Below are 16,188 nucleotides of genomic sequence, written 5' to 3'. Positions count from 1 at the left end.
GTTTCAAGCGTCTTTGTAGCAATTTAAGCTTACTCTGTACTTTCAACAAAAATCGAGGGGCTTTGATTAAATCTCCCCGTGAAGTAGCCACAAAACTTTCAATTCCCGCGTCAATTCCTAAACAGGTCTTCCCTACTGTCAGATCGGGAACTAATTCCGTAGATTGGAAGGAAACCGAAACGTAAAATCCCGACGCTTCTTGGATAATTCGAGCTTGTTTAGGCTCAAACCCAGACGGGTACTCCCTAGATTTCCTAATCCGAATTTTTCCCAATTGTGGAAAATTTAAGTATTCGTCACCTAGAAAATTTTTCGAGAGCGCGGGGAAAACAAAACTTCGCATCTTTTTCTTAAATCTAGGAAAGCCGAAGCCTTTCGATTTCATGTGGTCAAACGCTTTATCTACAGTTTTTAAAACTTGCTGTAAGACTTGAGCGTTAACCGTCTTTAATATCGGGTAAACTTTTTTAGCTTCCGTTAGATTTTTAGCTTGAACGAAGTAATTTGGATAGGGTTGATCCGCAGGAATTATGTACTCAGAAACTAGCGAACAGCGATCCGCAAGACACTTTCGAGAGTTTAACCAATCTTTCCGTTCCGAGAGCGCGTAATTATAAACGCTCTTACAAACATCAAGAATGTGGACAATCTCTCGTTCCTGTTTCTTGTTTACCTTTAGTTTGTACTGGTAGGTAAGCGTTATCACTGTCGTTAGTTTCGTGATGTGATGTATAGTTAAATTGTAACACTTACTGCCTAGTATATCAACTAATTACAATCATGGACCAAACTAATCGCTAACCTTAAAACAGTTAGTAGTCGCTTAATTAGACAAGAATTTCCGGATTTGGCGGCAAAGTATTTCGACAACAAACCCTATTTTTGGGCGGGAGCTTATTTCGTGGCTAGTTGTGGCGACGTTACTGTCGAACAACTAAAAAAATACGTCGAGAACCAAAACTCCCCAAAAGTGGAAAGGCTACTGCGTTAGTTTCATTCTGGTCGCGATTCATCTCCCGTTAACCGCTACGCAGTTTAACGGGAGTCCTCTCGCGACCTTGAGATAGGGGTGAGGGGTGGGGCAGATTTTTCAGGGATCGGTAAACAGTAAACAGTGAAAATACTCCTCACCTAATACCGCTTACCGATCACCGATAACTTAATTATTGGCCATTACCCAATTAACTAGAGTGCGGACGGGAAAACCGGTGGCCCCGGAATTATTAACGCCATTTTCTTTATCGGACCAGACCGGTCCTGCGATATCTAGGTGGAGCCAGGGAGTATTATTAATGAATTGCTTCAAAAATAAAGCGGCTGTAATGGAACCGCCGGGGCGCGGGCCGGTGTTTTTCATATCGGCAATTTGAGACTTCATCCCCTCGAAATATTTTTCTTCTAGGGGCATTGGCCAGAATTTTTCGCCGGCTAATTTAGCGGCCTCTTGGAGTTGAACAGTGAGACTCTCATCGCTACTCCATAAACCGGCGATATCGTCCCCCAAAGCGATGACACAGGCCCCGGTTAAAGTGGCTAGATCGACGATCGCATCCACCTCTAATTTTTCCGCAAAAACCAAGCCATCGGCTAGGGTTAATCGTCCCTCGGCATCGGTGTTATTGACTTCAATAGTTTTGCCATTAGAAGCGGTTAAAATGTCCCCGGGGTGCATAGCGCGACCACTAATCATATTTTCTGTAGCCGGACAGATAAAGTGTACTTCCACTTCTGGCTGTAATTGGGCGATCGCCTTGGCTGCGCCTAGGGTGGCGGCACCACCCCCCATATCCATTTTCATGGTTTCGATGCCACTGCCGGCCCCTTTAATATTCAAACCGCCGGAATCAAAGGTTAAACTTTTGCCGACGATTGCTAGTTTACGTTTCGGGGTTCCTTGGGGTTTATAGATTAAATGAAGGAATTTCGGGGGAATATCCGAGGCTTTGGCTACTCCTAAGAATGCTCCCATGCCCAAGCTTTCGCATTCTTCCTGTTCCAGAATTTTGAGACTTAATCCGTATTCGGCGGCAATTTGCTCGGCGGTGGCTGCCATGGTCAGGGGGGTGACGGTGTTAGCGGGAGCATTGACTAATTCTCTGGCCAGAATCACTCCAGAACAGATTTGCTCGGCTTTGGCGATCGCCGATGCTTGCTCTCCTAAACCCAATAACTCGACGGTTGCTAATTTGGCTCCTTTTTCCTCCTTAGTGGACTTGAAGCGGGTATCCTGATGAGTGGCCAGCAGCAGCCCTTCCGTGATTGCTCCGGCAGTGGCGGACTGATCACCAACTACCGGTAAACTGATGGCCAGAGCTTGGGTTTTTTGTTGTTTGGCCAGACGAGCGATGGCGGCGGCCGCTAGACGCAGGGTTTGCAGGTCGAAATCGGCAGTTTTTCCCAATCCCACCAGGATTAATTTGCGAATCGGACCTCCACCACCTAGACGAGTCGCCCCACTGCTGCCTAATTTTCCCTCGAATTCCGTCTCGGAGATGAGATCCCCTAGGTTTCCCCCTAGTTTATCGTTTAATTCTGCCAATTCTCCTGCAATCTCGATGGCTCCTTCTGGTAAACCTAGGGCTAAAGTATCTCCTGTCCAAGTAAGGAGCGAGGTGTCAGTCGATCGAATATCCATTCTTTATCTCGATAATTCTTTGCAAAATGCTTCTATTAATCACTATACTGTAAGCTCTATCAGTTATCATCGATCATCTATTCAGGTTTAGTGGCTCCCTGCCAAGAATCAAGGTCTAGCCAAAATCAATATCTAAAAATGTCGGGATCAAGACCCTCTCTTTTCAAATCACTAGATAAATAGTTAGCGGTTGGCAAGCTAGGAAATCGAACCTAGAAATTGTCGATGTGATCGTATACTACGGAGTTTCTCTCGCCATTAAGATAACTGCTATAATGTATTCGCTAACTCTAAGTGGTCGAGCAAAATTAAAGTTAACCGTGAGGCAAGGGAATAACCCAGAGGCAATAGTCAAGGCTCTCAGCTTTATTAATGTTTCTTAATACGAATGTATTTGTTGAGAGGGTTTCCGAGGAAATATGAAGTGTAAACTGATTAGGCATTGTTCCTGATTCCTGATCCTGACTGGGGATAACTGCCATGTATTCTACTACTTAGAAAAAAATTATCAAGTTTGTATTGATCGCTCAAGGAGAAATTTTTATGGAAATATCTCGTCCTAATCAAGCAGAATTAACCGCAGAAGAACAACAGGAACTAGAAAAGTTGCGAGCTATTATCGAACAGGCTAGTGTTGATGGCGTGATCACTCAAGGGGAAAGGGAAAGAATCGCCCTAGCTATGAGGTCTGATGGTAAAGTGACCCTAGAAGAATTAGAGTTAGTCAGAACTTTAATTACCGAAAAAGTGAGCAAAGGGGAATTAGTTCTCGATTATCTTTAAACTCTGGAAAATCGGATCAAAAAAAAGACGGGGTTTTCACCCCGTCCTATTTGTCAAGAATTATGACAAATCCTTGACTTGTGATACTAATTGTGCGACCACATCTTGAGCGCTACCAAAGAGCATAAAGGTTTTGGGATTGTAGAATAATTCGTTTTCTACCCCGGCAAAACCCGATCGCATACTGCGCTTAATCACGATCGTGTGCTGTGCCTTATCCACGTCGAGAATCGGCATTCCATAAATCGGACTAGCTTTATCGTGACGGGCAGCGGGATTAACCACATCATTCGCCCCAATAATTAACGCCACATCGACGCGCTCAAACTCAGGATTAATATCATCCATATCGTAGAGTTGCGGATAGGGAACATTAGCTTCGGCCAGTAATACATTCATGTGACCGGGCATTCTTCCCGCCACGGGGTGAATAGCATATTTAACCTCAACGCCATTTTTTTCCAACTGTTCAGCCAATTCTCGCACCGCGTGTTGTGCTTGGGCCACTGCCATGCCGTAACCGGGTACAATCACCACAGAACGCGCATAACCGAGCATCATTGCCCCTTCTTCTGAATCGATGGCATGAACCGATTTATCAAGGCTAGAAGTGGCACTCGCTTTGCCCCCGGCACTAGCACCTGTACCAAATGCCCCAAATAGTACACTAGCCAGCGATCGATTCATGGCTTTACACATGATCTGAGTCAGGATAATCCCCGACGCACCCACCAAAGCACCGGCGATGATCAGCATACTATTCATCAGGATAAAACCGACTACACTAGCGGCAATCCCCGAAAAAGAGTTTAAGAGGGAGATAACCACGGGCATATCGCCGCCGCCGATGGGAAGCACGAATAAAGCCCCAAAAATTAGGGAAAGTACCACCAAGGTCAGGAAAACATCGATCGAGGTGGGATCGAAAAAGAGATAGACACTACCCCCTAAAAAGGTGAGTAGCAAGAGAATGTTAAAGGGTTGTTGGAAAGGAAAAGTTACGGGCGCGCCAGTGATTAATTCCTGTAATTTGGCAAAAGCGAGGACACTACCGGTAAAAGTGACACCACCGATCAATACACCCAAAATAGCGATCAGTATCGAGTCAAAGGCAATATTTTCACCACTTTGCAGTAAACGCCAGTATTCGCCAATGGCAATTAAAGCACTAGCCGCGCCGCCTAAACCGTTAAAAATCCCCACCATTTGGGGCATAGCTGTCATCGGGACTTTTTGCGCCGAAACTAAGCCGATAATCGAGCCAATCACCAGCGCCACGGCGATTAAACCATAGCTGAGGATTTCTTGATTGATTAAGGTGGCAATAATGGCGATTAGCATCCCGATGGCGGCCAGAAAATTGCCTTGACGGGCGGTAGCGGGGGAAGATAATTGTTTAAGACCGATGATAAATAAGATGGCGGCGAGTAGATAGGATAACTCGATCCCTGTGGTAAGGGCATTATTCATGATTTAGCCTCTTTTTTCTTGAACATTTGCAGCATTCGATCGGTAACGACAAAACCACCGACCACGTTAACCATCGCCAAAATAACGGCAATTAACCCTAAAATTACGGTTAATTCGTGCCAATCCGTGCCTCCGGCGATGAGGAGCGCACCGACAACGGCGATACCGGAAATTGCATTCGCTCCCGACATCAGGGGTGTATGGAGAGTGGGAGGAACTTTATTGATCACCTCGAAACCGACAAAGGAAGCGAGGACAAATACCACTAAAGCGGTTAAAAGTTGGGCAGTCATTGGTTAAGTAAAAAGGGGATAGGGGATGGGGGTTGGGGGTTAGGGGATAGGGGATGGGGGATAGGGGATAGGGGATGGGGGATAGGGGATGGGGGATAGGGAGAAAAAGCTGATAGCTAAAAAGCCGATAACTGTTCACTGAGGGCGGATTTAATGCGTTGGTTGCGGATTTCGCCGGCGTGGGTGACACAGGCGCTATCAATGATGTCATCGGCAAAATCGAGGTTTAAACTGCCGTCTTTGCTGACTAGAAGTTGTAGCAGCATTTGCAGGTTTTTGGCGTACATCTGGCTGGCATTGGTGGCCACTGTGGCAGGAAGATTAACGGCTCCGACGATTTTGACCCCATTAACGATGATTTCTCGTCCCGGTTGGGTGTAGGCGCAATTTCCGCCCTGTTCCGCCGCTAAATCAACGATTACCGACCCCGGTTTCATGGTGGCGATCATTTCTTTGGTGACTAGCAGCGGGGCCTGTTTCCCCGGTACTTGGGCGGTGGTGATCACCACATCGGCTCGCTTAATTGGTTCCGTTAGGGCTTGACAAATGCGCTCCTGTGTGCTAAGAGAAACCTCTTTGGCGTAACCGTTATCGGCGACGGTATCTTCTTCTAGGGGCATTTCAATAAATTTCGCCCCGACACTCTGCACTTCTTCTTTGACTTGGGGACGAATATCAAAAGCCTCCACCACTGCCCCCAAACGGCGGGCGGTAGCGCAAGCTTGCAATCCGGCAACTCCTGCCCCCAATACCAGCACTTTGGCTGGGGCGATCGTACCGGCGGCGGTAGTCATCATCGGGAACATTTTCGGCAGCCCAACTGCGGCGAGGAGTACTGCTTTGTAACCGGCGAGGTTAGCCTGAGAGGAGAGGGCATCCATGCTCTGGGCGCGACTACTGCGGGGAATTAATTCCATGCTCAAAGCTGTAATCCCGCGCTCGGCTAATTTGGCAATGCGCCGGGGCTGACGCAGGGGATCGAGAAAGCCGATGAGGATACCACCATTTTTCAGGCGATCGATCTCGCTATCGCTAGGAGGGGCGACTTTGAGAATAATATCGGCAGTTTCATAGATATATTCGCTGTTTTCGCTCAGGGCGGCTCCCACGGCACTATAGGCACTATCGGCAAAGTTAGCGCTAATTCCCGCCGTATTTTGGACAATTACCTCAAATCCCGCCTTGACTAAACGGGCAACGGTATCTGGCACTAGCGCCACCCGCGCCTCGCCTTGGTCACTTTCTTTGATTATGCCGATTTTCATGGCTGGGTTTCTCCTTAATAAGTCCTTCTCTTGTCCTATGCTGTTAGGGTAAGGGTTTCGTTAAATGCGATCGATCCCTTGGGATAATTTCGAGTCAAAATTGCTTTTCACTTCCATCCTAGCTATCCTCACCTTTCTGGCTCTTTTTCGGGGTAAATCTTAGGATTATCTTCAGAATTAAAGGGTTTTGAGCGGCATTGCTTGGGGATTTTTACCTAGTGATGAGGTAGTTGGGGAACGCCGAAACGGTTAACAGTAGCCGGTCTTCGGTCGTAGATACCAGATTAAGTTATACTTCATATTGATGAGAAAGGCTGTAATACGTCCCGACAATCTCAAAGTTTTAGAGTTCTTTTAACTTCGATCGCAATTCCTCTAATTCTGCATCTACTGCTGAATCCCTGACGGTGGGTGGATGGGCAGTTTTACCCAGTAACATTTGTGCTTTTAGCCGTACCAACGCAGCTAACCACTCTTTCAGATCGGAATTAGCCAGAGCGATGGCTCTACCGACTCAGGCATTGGGAACCTGTTTTCGCAGGTATTCTTGCCCAGAACGCGAGAATATTGGCAAAATTGCTAAATTTTTGAATATTAGCCTCGCAGAATTAACCGCCCAATTAGAAGATGTAGAATCGGTTTTAGAATTAGAGAAGGCAAAAGCAGCGGGTATTATTCCGAGTCGCCGCTCAATTGCCCGATCCAGAAAAGATTGCTCTGATTAAATTTTTAGTCAATACTTTAGAATTTGCCTAAAACTATGAACGACAACGAAAAACGAAAAATTGACAGCATTATCGTCCGAATTGCCTTGATTTTGGGACTGGGATTTTTAGCCGTAGAAGCAGGTCGAAATGTTATCAGCATTTCTTCTCAAAATAGCTTTCCAGAATTAGAGCAACAAGTAAGAGAAGCGGAAAGAAGAGGAGAAAAAGTAAGGAGAGCCATTGAAGAAGCCAACAAACACCGACTTTCTGACCCAGATCAACCAAACCCTTAAACGAGTGAAAATTCAGGTTAGGGGCGATCAATGACAGTTGATCGCCACTTTACCCGCAAAAGATGGGGGATGTTTTTTCTTTATCGAAAATTTGGGTTAAAACCCCGTCGTTTTACGACGGCTTTTCTTGATCTTTAATAGAGCATCTGAGAACTTCCAGGGTTGCACCTCTCAGTTATCAGTTATCAGTTATCAGTTATCAAAGGCAATTACTTCGATAATTGAGGAACGTAAATTAGATAAATTATCCTGCATAATAGTGATGGTTAATTATGACTAGCAATTAATATTTCCTATCTGAACAGCAAAATTATACTAAATCCGGTTATTAAAAACTGATTATTTATTTTCCCCTTTGCATGAGTGCCTCTTGCATGAGTGCCTCTCCTCATAACTAGCCTATACTCAACGGATTTAGTATTAATAAATAGAGACGTACCATAGATGATACGTCTCGATGCGCTCAAAGTTTTACAGTTCTTTTAACTTCGATCGCAATTCCTCTAATTCTGCATCTACTGCTGAATCCCTGACGGTGGTTGCTTGGGGTAAAGTGGGTTGACTAGAAGCTGTACCGGGTAATGCTCCCCCGGACATTCCTGCTTTTAGCAGTGCCAATTCATCCTCCACATCGCTACCCGATTCTAGTGCAGCGAATTGATTTTCGATGCCGATGCCACCCAATTCACCGTAAGCTTGACTACGGGCCTCTATCTGCACAACTTTTTCTTCCATGCGCTCAAAAGCGGACATGGAACTACTGGTATCGATACTGCCGAGGGTTTTTTGGAGTTCTTCGTTAGCTTTTGCGGCTCTGGAGCGAGCTACTAACATATTTTTCTTGGTTTTTGCCTCAGAAATCTTACTTTCGAGCGCAATCAAGTTTTTTCTCAGACTTTCTACCTGTACCGTTTGCTGATCCAGTTGATTTTTGAGAATGGCGGCGGTTTCCGTGAAATCTTTCTTGCGTTTAAGAGCTTCCCGGGCGAGAGTTTCATCCCCTTTAGAAAGGGCTAATTTGGCTCTTTGTTCCCATTTATTGGCTTCTGACTGGTCTTTGATGTATTTTTGTTCTGTTTGTCGTTGTTCGGCGATCGCTCTAGCGACCGCTTGACGTACCTGTACTAGATCCTCTTGCATATCACTGACAGCTTGCTCCAGCATTTTTTCTGGATCTTCAGCCTTGCTCACCATATCATTGAGGTTAGCTCGGACAACTCGGCTAAGGCGATCGAATAAACTCATGACGCTCTTGTTCCTCTCGGTGTGTACTAAATCAGTTAACTGTTCTTAAAATTTCCCATGTTGCCTAACGGCTTATTTTCCAATTTGACAATCTCCGCCCTAAAAGTGCGGAGATTCTTGGGCTGAATCCAGCCTCTACTAACTATGTTAGCTTTGGACTTACAGTTTCATATCTAGTCCGACTACACCTATAAGGCAAGCACTCTTAAAGACTACTCCCCAAGCGTAAATTTCTGTGTGTCCCACAGTATTTAATTGTTTTGCGTTCTGACAGTTTGGACTTAATTAAACACCATTGACTGTTAGAAATTTTGAGATCACGGAGTAGGAGGTTTAACCTGTTTCCTCACGTTCTCACGGTCGGAACCACCTGTGGGTATTTTAGCACAAGGCCATCCAAAAAGGACGGGGTTTTCAACCCAAATTTCTGATCAACTATAGAAGCAATCAGCAGTCAGTATTCATGAGTCAGATGTGAGTTTTCAGTTCACTGATTACTGTTTACTGTTCACTGTTCACTGAAAATACTTCCCACTTCCCACATTACCCATCCAAGTTTTCTTGTTTTAACTTGAGTAATTCGGCTTCAATTTGTTTTTGTCCCTCCAAATCTTGGAATTGTCGCTCTAAGGGGTCTTTATACTGGATTAAATCGGCTTGGGATTCGGCTTCTAAGACTTTTGCTTCTAATTTCTCGAAAATAGTCCCCATCTGACTGCTGTTCAAACTGCCCATGATTTCTTGGGCTTTTTGACTGGCACTCGCTGATCGCAATCTGGCCACATAAAGGCTTTTCTGTGCTTTCATCTCAGCATATTTGCGTTCAATTGTCAAGAGTTCTTTCTTTAACTTTTGTATAATAGCCGTTTGTTGTTGCAGGGAGGTTTGTAGGGGGGCGATCTGACTTTGATAGGTTTGCCATTGGCTGAGAGCTTGGCGGGCGAGTTCCTCGTTACCGTGATTTAGGGCTAATTGGGCGCGTTCGTGCCAAGTTTGGGCTGCTTTTTCCTGTTGTTGTCGTTGGCGCTCGGTGCGTTTCTGGGTAGCGACGGCTGCCGCCAGGGCTTGTCGCATTTGCATCAATTCCCCTTCCATCTCCAAGATCGCCTTTTCCAGTAGTTTTTCTGGATCTTGATTTTCCTGAATCAGACTATTGACTTGGGCGCGAATTGCTTGGCCCATGCGCTCAAACAAACCCATTGCCGTCCTCCCGATAGGAACCCTAATAGTTTACCGAAGTGCCGCTCCTATCAATAATGATAGAACTAGGGACGGGGGACTGGGAGGGATCGGCTGTTTCTGAAGGTGCCGGACTACTGGGAGAAGGGGATGCTTGTAATTCTGGCGGTAACTGTTTCATTAACTCCGTGGCATCCTGTCGGTTTTGATTGGCCAAGCGACGGGCTTTTTCCCGTTGAAAAAAGGGTAAATTAGCGGGTGATTCTTCCCTTTGGCGCAATTCCTCCAACATTCGTTCGTTAATGATCGCGGTCGAGGGGGCGGGGGTGACTTGGGGCGGTGGCGGTGGTGGTGCGGAAACTAGGGAAGATGCTGGAGGGGTACTGGGGTCCGGGGGGGCGACGGGTAAAGATTGCTTGATCTTACTGACGGGTAATTGATGGGCCGGCATTGGGGACGGTGGCGGATTCGGGGGTAAGAGGGCATTAGTCAGATTGATAGCGGTGGGGGGACTCTGAACCACTGGTGGGGCGGTAATATTAGTTATCGGGCTGGTTTTAAGGGGAGGAGCGGGAATATTAACGATCGGACTGGTTTGAGGAGTTTTCTGTACTGGACGAGCGATCGCTATCAATCGATCGAGGTGGCGGGAGTTATTTTGGCGCTGCTCGAGGGGGGAATTCTCAGCTTTCGTCTGGGTGGGGGTAGTATTGGTTAACCATTGATTGAGACTCAGGAGACTATTAGCAATTAAAAAGATCACCATTGCCCGGATACCCCAAGGGGTAAAAAAGACATCTTCAGCTTGGGGATAGACGTTAATGACAGCAGCTTCTAGGTATTCTGGTTCCCGAGCGGGATCGATGGCCGAACTGGGTTGATGGACGATCGAGAGAGGGGAATCTTGGGGGGATGGGGATCGATCGGATTTCATGAGGGTATTAAAGGTTATGCTGAAAAGTTAGGGGGTTTTTTCGTCCTAGTCTAACGTGGTATTCCCTAGATTTTCCCTATGTCTTTACATTCTCTTGACAAAATTTTGGCGGTTATTACTCAACAGGCGGGTTGGGAAGAATATCGCCACTATGATCAAGTGCTGCAATTGTGGCCAAAAATTATTAATCCCCGTCTGCTTGAGCAAACCCGGCCTTTTTCCCTGAGTCGCGGGGTTTTATCGGTGGCTACCAGTAGCGCCGCTTTAGCACAGGAATTGTCTTTACAACGCTATAGCTTATTAAAACGGCTTAATAGTCAGTTAGAGACTCCCTTGAGCGATATCCGCTTTTCTGCTGCCCGTTGGCAGCAGGATAGTCAGTTAATTCCGCTAGAAGCGATCGCGCCTAATTCCCTCAGAGATCATCCTAGCTATGTCACCCCGGAAAAACCGCCAGAAAATCCCCAGCAACCGGACATTTTAGAGACTTGGAGCCAGAAAATACGTCATAGAACCCGATCCTGGCCAATTTGCCCTCGTTGTCAGTCTCCCACTCCCTCCGGAGAGCTTGAGCGTTGGCAATGTTGTGCTTTTTGTTTTGCCCAGTCGGGCGGGGTAAAAGATTCAATTTTTTTATAGTATTGTGGAAAGAGTGGTTTTGAGTCAGGAATCAATTGGCCGATCTTTTCTGTCTTAATTGAACCTGTATTCATCAATTCTATCGAGCTAAGGCTTGATCCCCGTTCTGTTATTGCTGATACTAGACCCAATAACCTCGGCCACAACTGAGTTGAAATCTTCAGTTTTGAGACAGTGCTGCTTTTTGCAAAGTAACTATTAAAAGATTCTAAAAATAAAATTTTTTTTGGGGATCACTAAAAACTATATGGCATATCAGTTCTAGCTGTGGTAGTCAGGAAAATACCCTTGGCACAGGGTAGGACAATATTACACAGAGCGAAAAGAGAGTCATCCCTTGAGTTCCTTATAATCATCTTCCTTTTAAAGCCAAACCATGCAAGCCGCAAACTTTCTTACCTCTTCCTGTCGATACTGCCGATACTATCAAACCCAAGGTCGGCGCGGTGGCACTTGTCAACAACTAGATGTTCCCGTCGAAGCTCATTGGAAAGCCTGCGCTCTAGCGATGCCTCCTTTTAGCACTGAATGGCAACAACTCAATCGGGTGGTTAGTTTAGAACAGTCTCTAGAATTAACCTGTGCAGTGTCGCCAACTCCCGTGGTGGTTTCCCCTCGTCGTCATGCTCCCCGACAACCGATCGCGGTTTAGAAGATCTGGGGCCTAAACAGGAGCAAAAAATTGGCGTTGCCCATTCAAAATTTGAATTCACCCTCCCACATCTTTTAGAGTGCTATTTTTGAGATAATAGATAGGTTAATTGCCAAGATAAAGCTGGAAAAGGCGAGAGGCAGTCGGCAGGAGTCAGGAGTCAGGAGATTATTTTTATTTATTCTCCCCCGCACCCCACACCCCACACCCCACACCCCACTTCCCGATAATTAATGTCGCCAGAATGCCCCCGATGACTTCTAATCATCCCCTGAAAATTGGTATAGTTGGGACGGGGTTCGCCGCTCAACGTCGCGCTGAAAGCTTGCAAGCGGATGATCGCGCCCAGCTTTTGTATGTTAGCGGTAATAGTGCCGAATCGATCGCTAATTTCTCGCAAAAATACCAAATTTCTGCCCTAGATTCGGCAGTAAGCCTGGCCAGCCATCCCGATGTCGATCTGATTGTCGTTGCCAACGTTAATCAGGCCCATGCCTCGATCGCCCGTACTGCCTTAAAATCCGGTAAGCACGTTATCGTCGAGTATCCCCTGGCTTTCCACCCGGCAGCGGCAGCAGAATTAATCACCTTAGCCGAAACCGAGAACAAATTACTGCACGTCGAACATATTGAACTTTTGGGGGGACTGCATCAAACCCAACAGCAGTATTTAGCCACCCTCGGCAATATCCACCTAGCCCGTTATACCACGATCGCCCCCGGCAGACCGGCACCCCGGCGCTGGACATTTCATCGGGATTTATTCGGTTTTCCTTTGATCGCTGCCCTTTCTCGTATCCATCGCTTTACTAATTTATTTGGAGAAGTGGAGTCCGTATCCTGTCATTGTCGTTATTGGAATGCCCCGGAATCCGATTATTTTCTGGCCTGTTTGTGTGAGGCGCAGTTATTATTTAAAAATGGCTTAATTGCTGAAGTTACCTACGGTAAAGGGGACGTTTTTTGGCAAAATGAGCGAACTTTCACTATTCATGGCGAGGGGGGCAGCTTAATTTTTGAAGGGGAAACAGGGCAGTTAATTAATAGTGAAGGTAGCCAAGCTTTAGAAGCGGAAACCCGTCGCGGTCTTTTTGCCAAAGATACCGCCATGGTACTAGATTATCTGTTCGATCGGGTTCCTCTCTATGTTACTCCCCAAGCCAGTCTTTATGCCCTAGAAGTGGCCTATGCTGCCTATCAATCTTCCTTGTCGGGAAAAACAGTTTTTCTCTCGGCTAATTAAACCGACTTAAACTTTTTGAATTAACTTTCTGCCTAGTAAACCCTGGGGACGAACTAACAACATAATAAAGAGAATAGCAAAAGCGATCGCCTCTCGATAACCGGAATATTCTGCGGGAACAAAAGCTTCGGCAATACCCAATAATAAACCACCGATTACCGCTCCGGGGATACTTCCCAATCCCCCTAAAACAATCACTCCTAAACCTTTTAATCCGAAAGCAATACCGAAATAGGGGCCAGCGATACTAACACTAGAACCGACTAAAGTTCCTGCTAAACCTGCCAAGGCACCACTAATAAAAAAGGTAATCACGATAAATTTTTCGGGATTGATCCCCAACAAACTGGCAGTGGTGACATCTTCAGCTACCGCTTGTAAAGCTTTGCCCATTTTGGTGAAATTAACCCAATAAGTCAGTAAAGCTACCATCACTGCTGAAACCAGAAAAATAATAATCTGAATTGTGCGAATTGCCACGGGGCGATCGGCTGTACCAAAATTAATTGCGGGGGGAAGATTGCCATAAATCCCATCGGGAAAAGTATAAATTTCTGCCCCGAATAAGTATTGAATGACATTGACAATCACCACGGCTGCCCCTAGGCTAGAAACCAGAGTTAAGAGAGAATCGGAACCCCGTACCCGGAGGGGTTTAAAGGCCAATCTTTCCAGAAGAACCGAGGTGAAACCTGAAAGGATACAGCCTAGCAAGAGTGCCAAAAAAAAGGGTAAGGAAAAGGGTAATTTGGCATTAGCCAATAAACCATTAAAACCGAAAACTCCCCCCGCTAGAGCGTAGGTAAAATAGGCACCGAGGGTAAAAATTGCGCCATGGGCAAAATTGATAATCCCTAAAATGGAAAAAATCAAAGTGTAACCGAGGGCAAAAATAGCATAGACACTACCGATCGATAAACCGTTTAAAACCTGTTGAAAAATCGTTACTAGATCCATTGTCAGGGTTAGCTAGGGTAACTTTTGATTATAACTGACGGTCGCCACCACATCCGGTAAAGGACGCTGCAGTTTATATAACCAGAATAACCCGAAAATACCGATAGCGATCGCTCCTAAACTAATTATTTGCGCCATTTTTAGAGGCCCAAACATTAAACTATCGGTGCGTAGCCCCTCGATCCAGAATCTACCTAGACTGTAGGCGATAAAATAGACTAGGGTAAGGGTGCCAATTTTTAATTTACCAGGGTGTTTTAAACCCCAGAAAAATAGATAGATGAGTAGGGTAAAAACTCCCAGATTCCAGAGAGATTCGTAGAGAAAGGTGGGGTGAAAATAATCGACGGCGATATATTCTAAAGGACGACTAGCCGGAGGAATAAACAACTTCCAAGGTAAATTAGTCGGACTGCCAAAAGCTTCCGAATTAAAAAAGTTACCCCAACGACCGATCGCTTGACCGAGAATAACTGAAGGTGCCACCAGATCGAGTAATTGCCAAAGAGAAACCCGATTAATGCGGGCAAAGATTAGGGCCGCCAGCAAACCCCCGATAATTGCCCCGTGAATAGCGATACCTCCCTTCCAAATGGCGATAATATCAGCAGGATTTTGCGCGTATTCTTGCCACTGAAAGAGAACATAGTACAGACGGGCTGCAGGTATGGCCCCCACTACTAACCAAATGGCCAAATCAGCGATTAAATCGGGATTGATCGCTCTTTTTTGGGCGAGGTACTGGGAGAGGGTGACACCCAATAATACCGCCATAGCGATGAGAAATCCATACCAGCGCACCGAAATCGGTCCGATCTCCCAGAGGATCGGGCCGGGGGACTGAAAGACAAAAGCTAAGAGCATAAAATTATTAAGAATAAAAAATTTTATCTTTCCTATAGTATCTTATGCTATGATGAGGTATGCTGACATATTTGCGGATGTGGCGGAATTGGTAGACGCGCTAGATTTAGGTTCTAGTGTCTTTGATGTGTGGGTTCGAGTCCCTCCATCCGCATTAACCCTGGGGTCGATGAAGTGTAAACTAATTTGGTATTGACGACCGACGACCCAAAACAAAGACTTCTTACCGATTCAGGAGAGAGGAGACTTCTCGGTTTAGTAAATTCAGGCATTTTGTCCGATAAATAAGGTTTCTGTCAGTTCAAAAACTCTTTGATCTGTATTTTTTCCTTTTGACGGCTGACTCGGACAATGCTGACTCAACCAGAGGTTTTTAAATTTTTTACAGGAAGTCTAATATCATTTTGCAAAAGTAATGACAGACTTAGTTATTCATTCTAAGGAGCAATTTCGCTCTGAGAGAAGAATTGCGCTTGCAGATGTCAGTCACGACTATTGAAAATTGGTACAACGTCCCTTAAATGAGTTACACCAAATAAGTGACCTAGATCGTGTGACTGGTAAGAGGGAGAGGAACAATCTATACTAAATAGTGATAGAGGGCTAGATGGCGGAATACTCCTTAGCAAGATGCCACTCTAGCTCTCGATGTGGAATACGAGAAGACAGACAAGGTTAGGTCTGACCTAATTCCGTCGAAATTGTTCTTAATTTTATCGACATTTTAGCGACTACTTGCGCTCAGGAAGGTACTTATATGGATCAGCCTTTTGAAAGTGATGTTATGGAGGATTTAGCCGCTAATTCCTCCTTTGGCGATGAGGGAGCCTTCGATGCTTGGGACGGGATGGAAGGCGAAGGTTTTGAAGGATTTGAGGCCGAAGATAGTGGCTCTTCGTTACTCTTTATGCTAAATCAACAGACAAGATGCCAAGATAACATACTTCTAACCCAAAAATTCTGAAAGTTTCTAAAGCCATAGCCTCTCCGTTTTATTAGTTTAAGTTTATTGTTGATTCCCTCGACCAC

At 45.7% G+C, this 16,188-nt stretch carries 18 protein-coding genes, 1 tRNA gene and 1 pseudogene; 9 read left to right on the top strand and 11 right to left on the bottom strand.

What is annotated here, in order from left to right:
• Positions 1–706: RNA-guided endonuclease InsQ/TnpB family protein (locus IM322_RS10705; protein WP_287713200.1), on the bottom strand; the 706-nt coding region annotated here is incomplete at its 3' end.
• 78 nt (positions 707–784) lie between these two features.
• On the opposite strand from IM322_RS10705, the pseudogene IM322_RS10700 reads away from it, so the two are divergent.
• Positions 785–991, top strand: a pseudogene (locus tag IM322_RS10700) (IS200/IS605 family transposase); the annotation flags it as partial.
• 168 nt (positions 992–1,159) lie between these two features.
• Here IM322_RS10700 and IM322_RS10695 read toward each other — a convergent pair.
• The gene (locus IM322_RS10695) at positions 1,160–2,635 is read right to left on the bottom strand and encodes a leucyl aminopeptidase (RefSeq protein ID WP_287677390.1); all 1,476 of its coding nucleotides are present in this window, start codon (positions 2,633–2,635) and stop codon (positions 1,160–1,162) included.
• 543 nt (positions 2,636–3,178) lie between these two features.
• Here IM322_RS10695 and IM322_RS10690 point away from each other — a divergent pair.
• Entirely contained in the window at positions 3,179–3,418 is a 240-nt protein-coding gene (locus IM322_RS10690) for a hypothetical protein (protein WP_002757689.1), read from the top strand.
• Positions 3,419–3,478: 60 nt separating this feature from the next.
• On the opposite strand, the gene IM322_RS10685 is transcribed toward IM322_RS10690, so the two are convergent.
• The 3 genes from IM322_RS10685 to IM322_RS10675 all read right to left on the bottom strand — a co-directional run bounded on the left by IM322_RS10685 (position 3,479) and on the right by IM322_RS10675 (position 6,446).
• Positions 3,479–4,888, bottom strand: a complete 1,410-nt coding sequence (locus tag IM322_RS10685) for an NAD(P)(+) transhydrogenase (Re/Si-specific) subunit beta (protein ID WP_286827408.1) — start codon at positions 4,886–4,888, stop codon at positions 3,479–3,481.
• Positions 4,885–5,181, bottom strand: coding sequence for an NAD(P) transhydrogenase subunit alpha part 2 (locus IM322_RS10680; protein WP_002733247.1), 297 nt, complete (start codon positions 5,179–5,181; stop codon positions 4,885–4,887). The genes IM322_RS10685 and IM322_RS10680 overlap by 4 nt, the downstream gene beginning before the upstream one ends.
• Before the next feature lie 116 nt (positions 5,182–5,297).
• Positions 5,298–6,446, bottom strand: coding sequence for a Re/Si-specific NAD(P)(+) transhydrogenase subunit alpha (locus IM322_RS10675; protein ID WP_287677393.1), 1,149 nt, complete (start codon positions 6,444–6,446; stop codon positions 5,298–5,300).
• Between the two features lie 500 nt (positions 6,447–6,946).
• Here IM322_RS10675 and IM322_RS10670 point away from each other — a divergent pair, with 500 nt between their 5' ends.
• Both IM322_RS10670 and IM322_RS10665 read left to right on the top strand, forming a co-directional pair.
• Positions 6,947–7,171, top strand: a complete 225-nt coding sequence (locus IM322_RS10670; RefSeq protein WP_287677396.1) for a hypothetical protein — start codon at positions 6,947–6,949, stop codon at positions 7,169–7,171.
• Positions 7,172–7,206: 35 nt separating this feature from the next.
• Positions 7,207–7,446, top strand: a complete 240-nt coding sequence (locus IM322_RS10665) for a hypothetical protein (protein WP_147073243.1) — start codon at positions 7,207–7,209, stop codon at positions 7,444–7,446.
• Between the two features lie 471 nt (positions 7,447–7,917).
• Here IM322_RS10665 and IM322_RS10660 read toward each other — a convergent pair whose 3' ends face one another.
• The 3 genes from IM322_RS10660 to IM322_RS10650 all read right to left on the bottom strand — a co-directional run bounded on the left by IM322_RS10660 (position 7,918) and on the right by IM322_RS10650 (position 10,804).
• The gene (locus IM322_RS10660) at positions 7,918–8,691 is read right to left on the bottom strand and encodes a PspA/IM30 family protein (protein WP_287677399.1); all 774 of its coding nucleotides are present in this window, start codon (positions 8,689–8,691) and stop codon (positions 7,918–7,920) included.
• Positions 8,692–9,234: 543 nt separating this feature from the next.
• Positions 9,235–9,891 (bottom strand): PspA/IM30 family protein, encoded by a 657-nt coding sequence (locus tag IM322_RS10655; protein ID WP_287677402.1) that lies wholly within the window; start codon positions 9,889–9,891, stop codon positions 9,235–9,237.
• Positions 9,892–9,913: 22 nt separating this feature from the next.
• Positions 9,914–10,804 carry a hypothetical protein gene (locus IM322_RS10650; protein WP_287677409.1) on the bottom strand — a complete coding sequence of 297 codons (891 nt, stop codon included), beginning with the start codon at positions 10,802–10,804 and terminating at the stop codon, positions 9,914–9,916.
• 78 nt (positions 10,805–10,882) lie between these two features.
• On the opposite strand from IM322_RS10650, the gene IM322_RS10645 reads away from it, so the two are divergent.
• The 3 genes from IM322_RS10645 (at position 10,883) to IM322_RS10635 (ending at position 13,338) form a co-directional block, all read left to right on the top strand.
• Positions 10,883–11,443 (top strand): DciA family protein, encoded by a 561-nt coding sequence (locus IM322_RS10645; protein WP_287075830.1) that lies wholly within the window; start codon positions 10,883–10,885, stop codon positions 11,441–11,443.
• A 376-nt stretch (positions 11,444–11,819) separates the two neighbouring features.
• Positions 11,820–12,095, top strand: coding sequence for a hypothetical protein (locus IM322_RS10640; protein WP_002785575.1), 276 nt, complete (start codon positions 11,820–11,822; stop codon positions 12,093–12,095).
• Between the two features lie 244 nt (positions 12,096–12,339).
• Complete coding sequence (locus IM322_RS10635; protein ID WP_287677412.1) at positions 12,340–13,338, top strand: Gfo/Idh/MocA family protein; 999 nt, start codon at positions 12,340–12,342, stop codon at positions 13,336–13,338.
• Between the two features lie 6 nt (positions 13,339–13,344).
• Here the strand turns inward: IM322_RS10635 and IM322_RS10630 are convergent, their stop codons facing one another.
• Entirely contained in the window at positions 13,345–14,295 is a 951-nt protein-coding gene (locus IM322_RS10630) for a branched-chain amino acid ABC transporter permease (RefSeq protein WP_002757675.1), read from the bottom strand.
• A gap of 12 nt (positions 14,296–14,307) precedes the next feature.
• Complete coding sequence (gene lgt / locus IM322_RS10625) at positions 14,308–15,159, bottom strand: prolipoprotein diacylglyceryl transferase (RefSeq protein ID WP_287677413.1); 852 nt, start codon at positions 15,157–15,159, stop codon at positions 14,308–14,310.
• Between the two features lie 73 nt (positions 15,160–15,232).
• Between lgt and IM322_RS10620 the strand changes: the two genes are divergently transcribed.
• Positions 15,233–15,313 (top strand) — tRNA-Leu (locus tag IM322_RS10620).
• Between the two features lie 603 nt (positions 15,314–15,916).
• Complete coding sequence (locus tag IM322_RS10615) at positions 15,917–16,123, top strand: hypothetical protein (protein WP_287677416.1); 207 nt, start codon at positions 15,917–15,919, stop codon at positions 16,121–16,123.
• On the opposite strand, the gene IM322_RS10610 is transcribed toward IM322_RS10615, so the two are convergent.
• Positions 16,075–16,188, bottom strand: a 114-nt coding sequence (locus IM322_RS10610; RefSeq protein ID WP_287676532.1) for a transposase, incomplete at its 5' end; no start/stop codon positions are given. The genes IM322_RS10615 and IM322_RS10610 overlap by 49 nt on opposite strands.

Source organism: Microcystis sp. M109S1 (assembly GCF_020247025.1).
Classification (GTDB): domain Bacteria; phylum Cyanobacteriota; class Cyanobacteriia; order Cyanobacteriales; family Microcystaceae; genus Microcystis.
The sequence above is the reverse complement of the archived record's forward strand: the minus strand, read 5'-3'. Positions and strand labels throughout refer to the sequence as shown.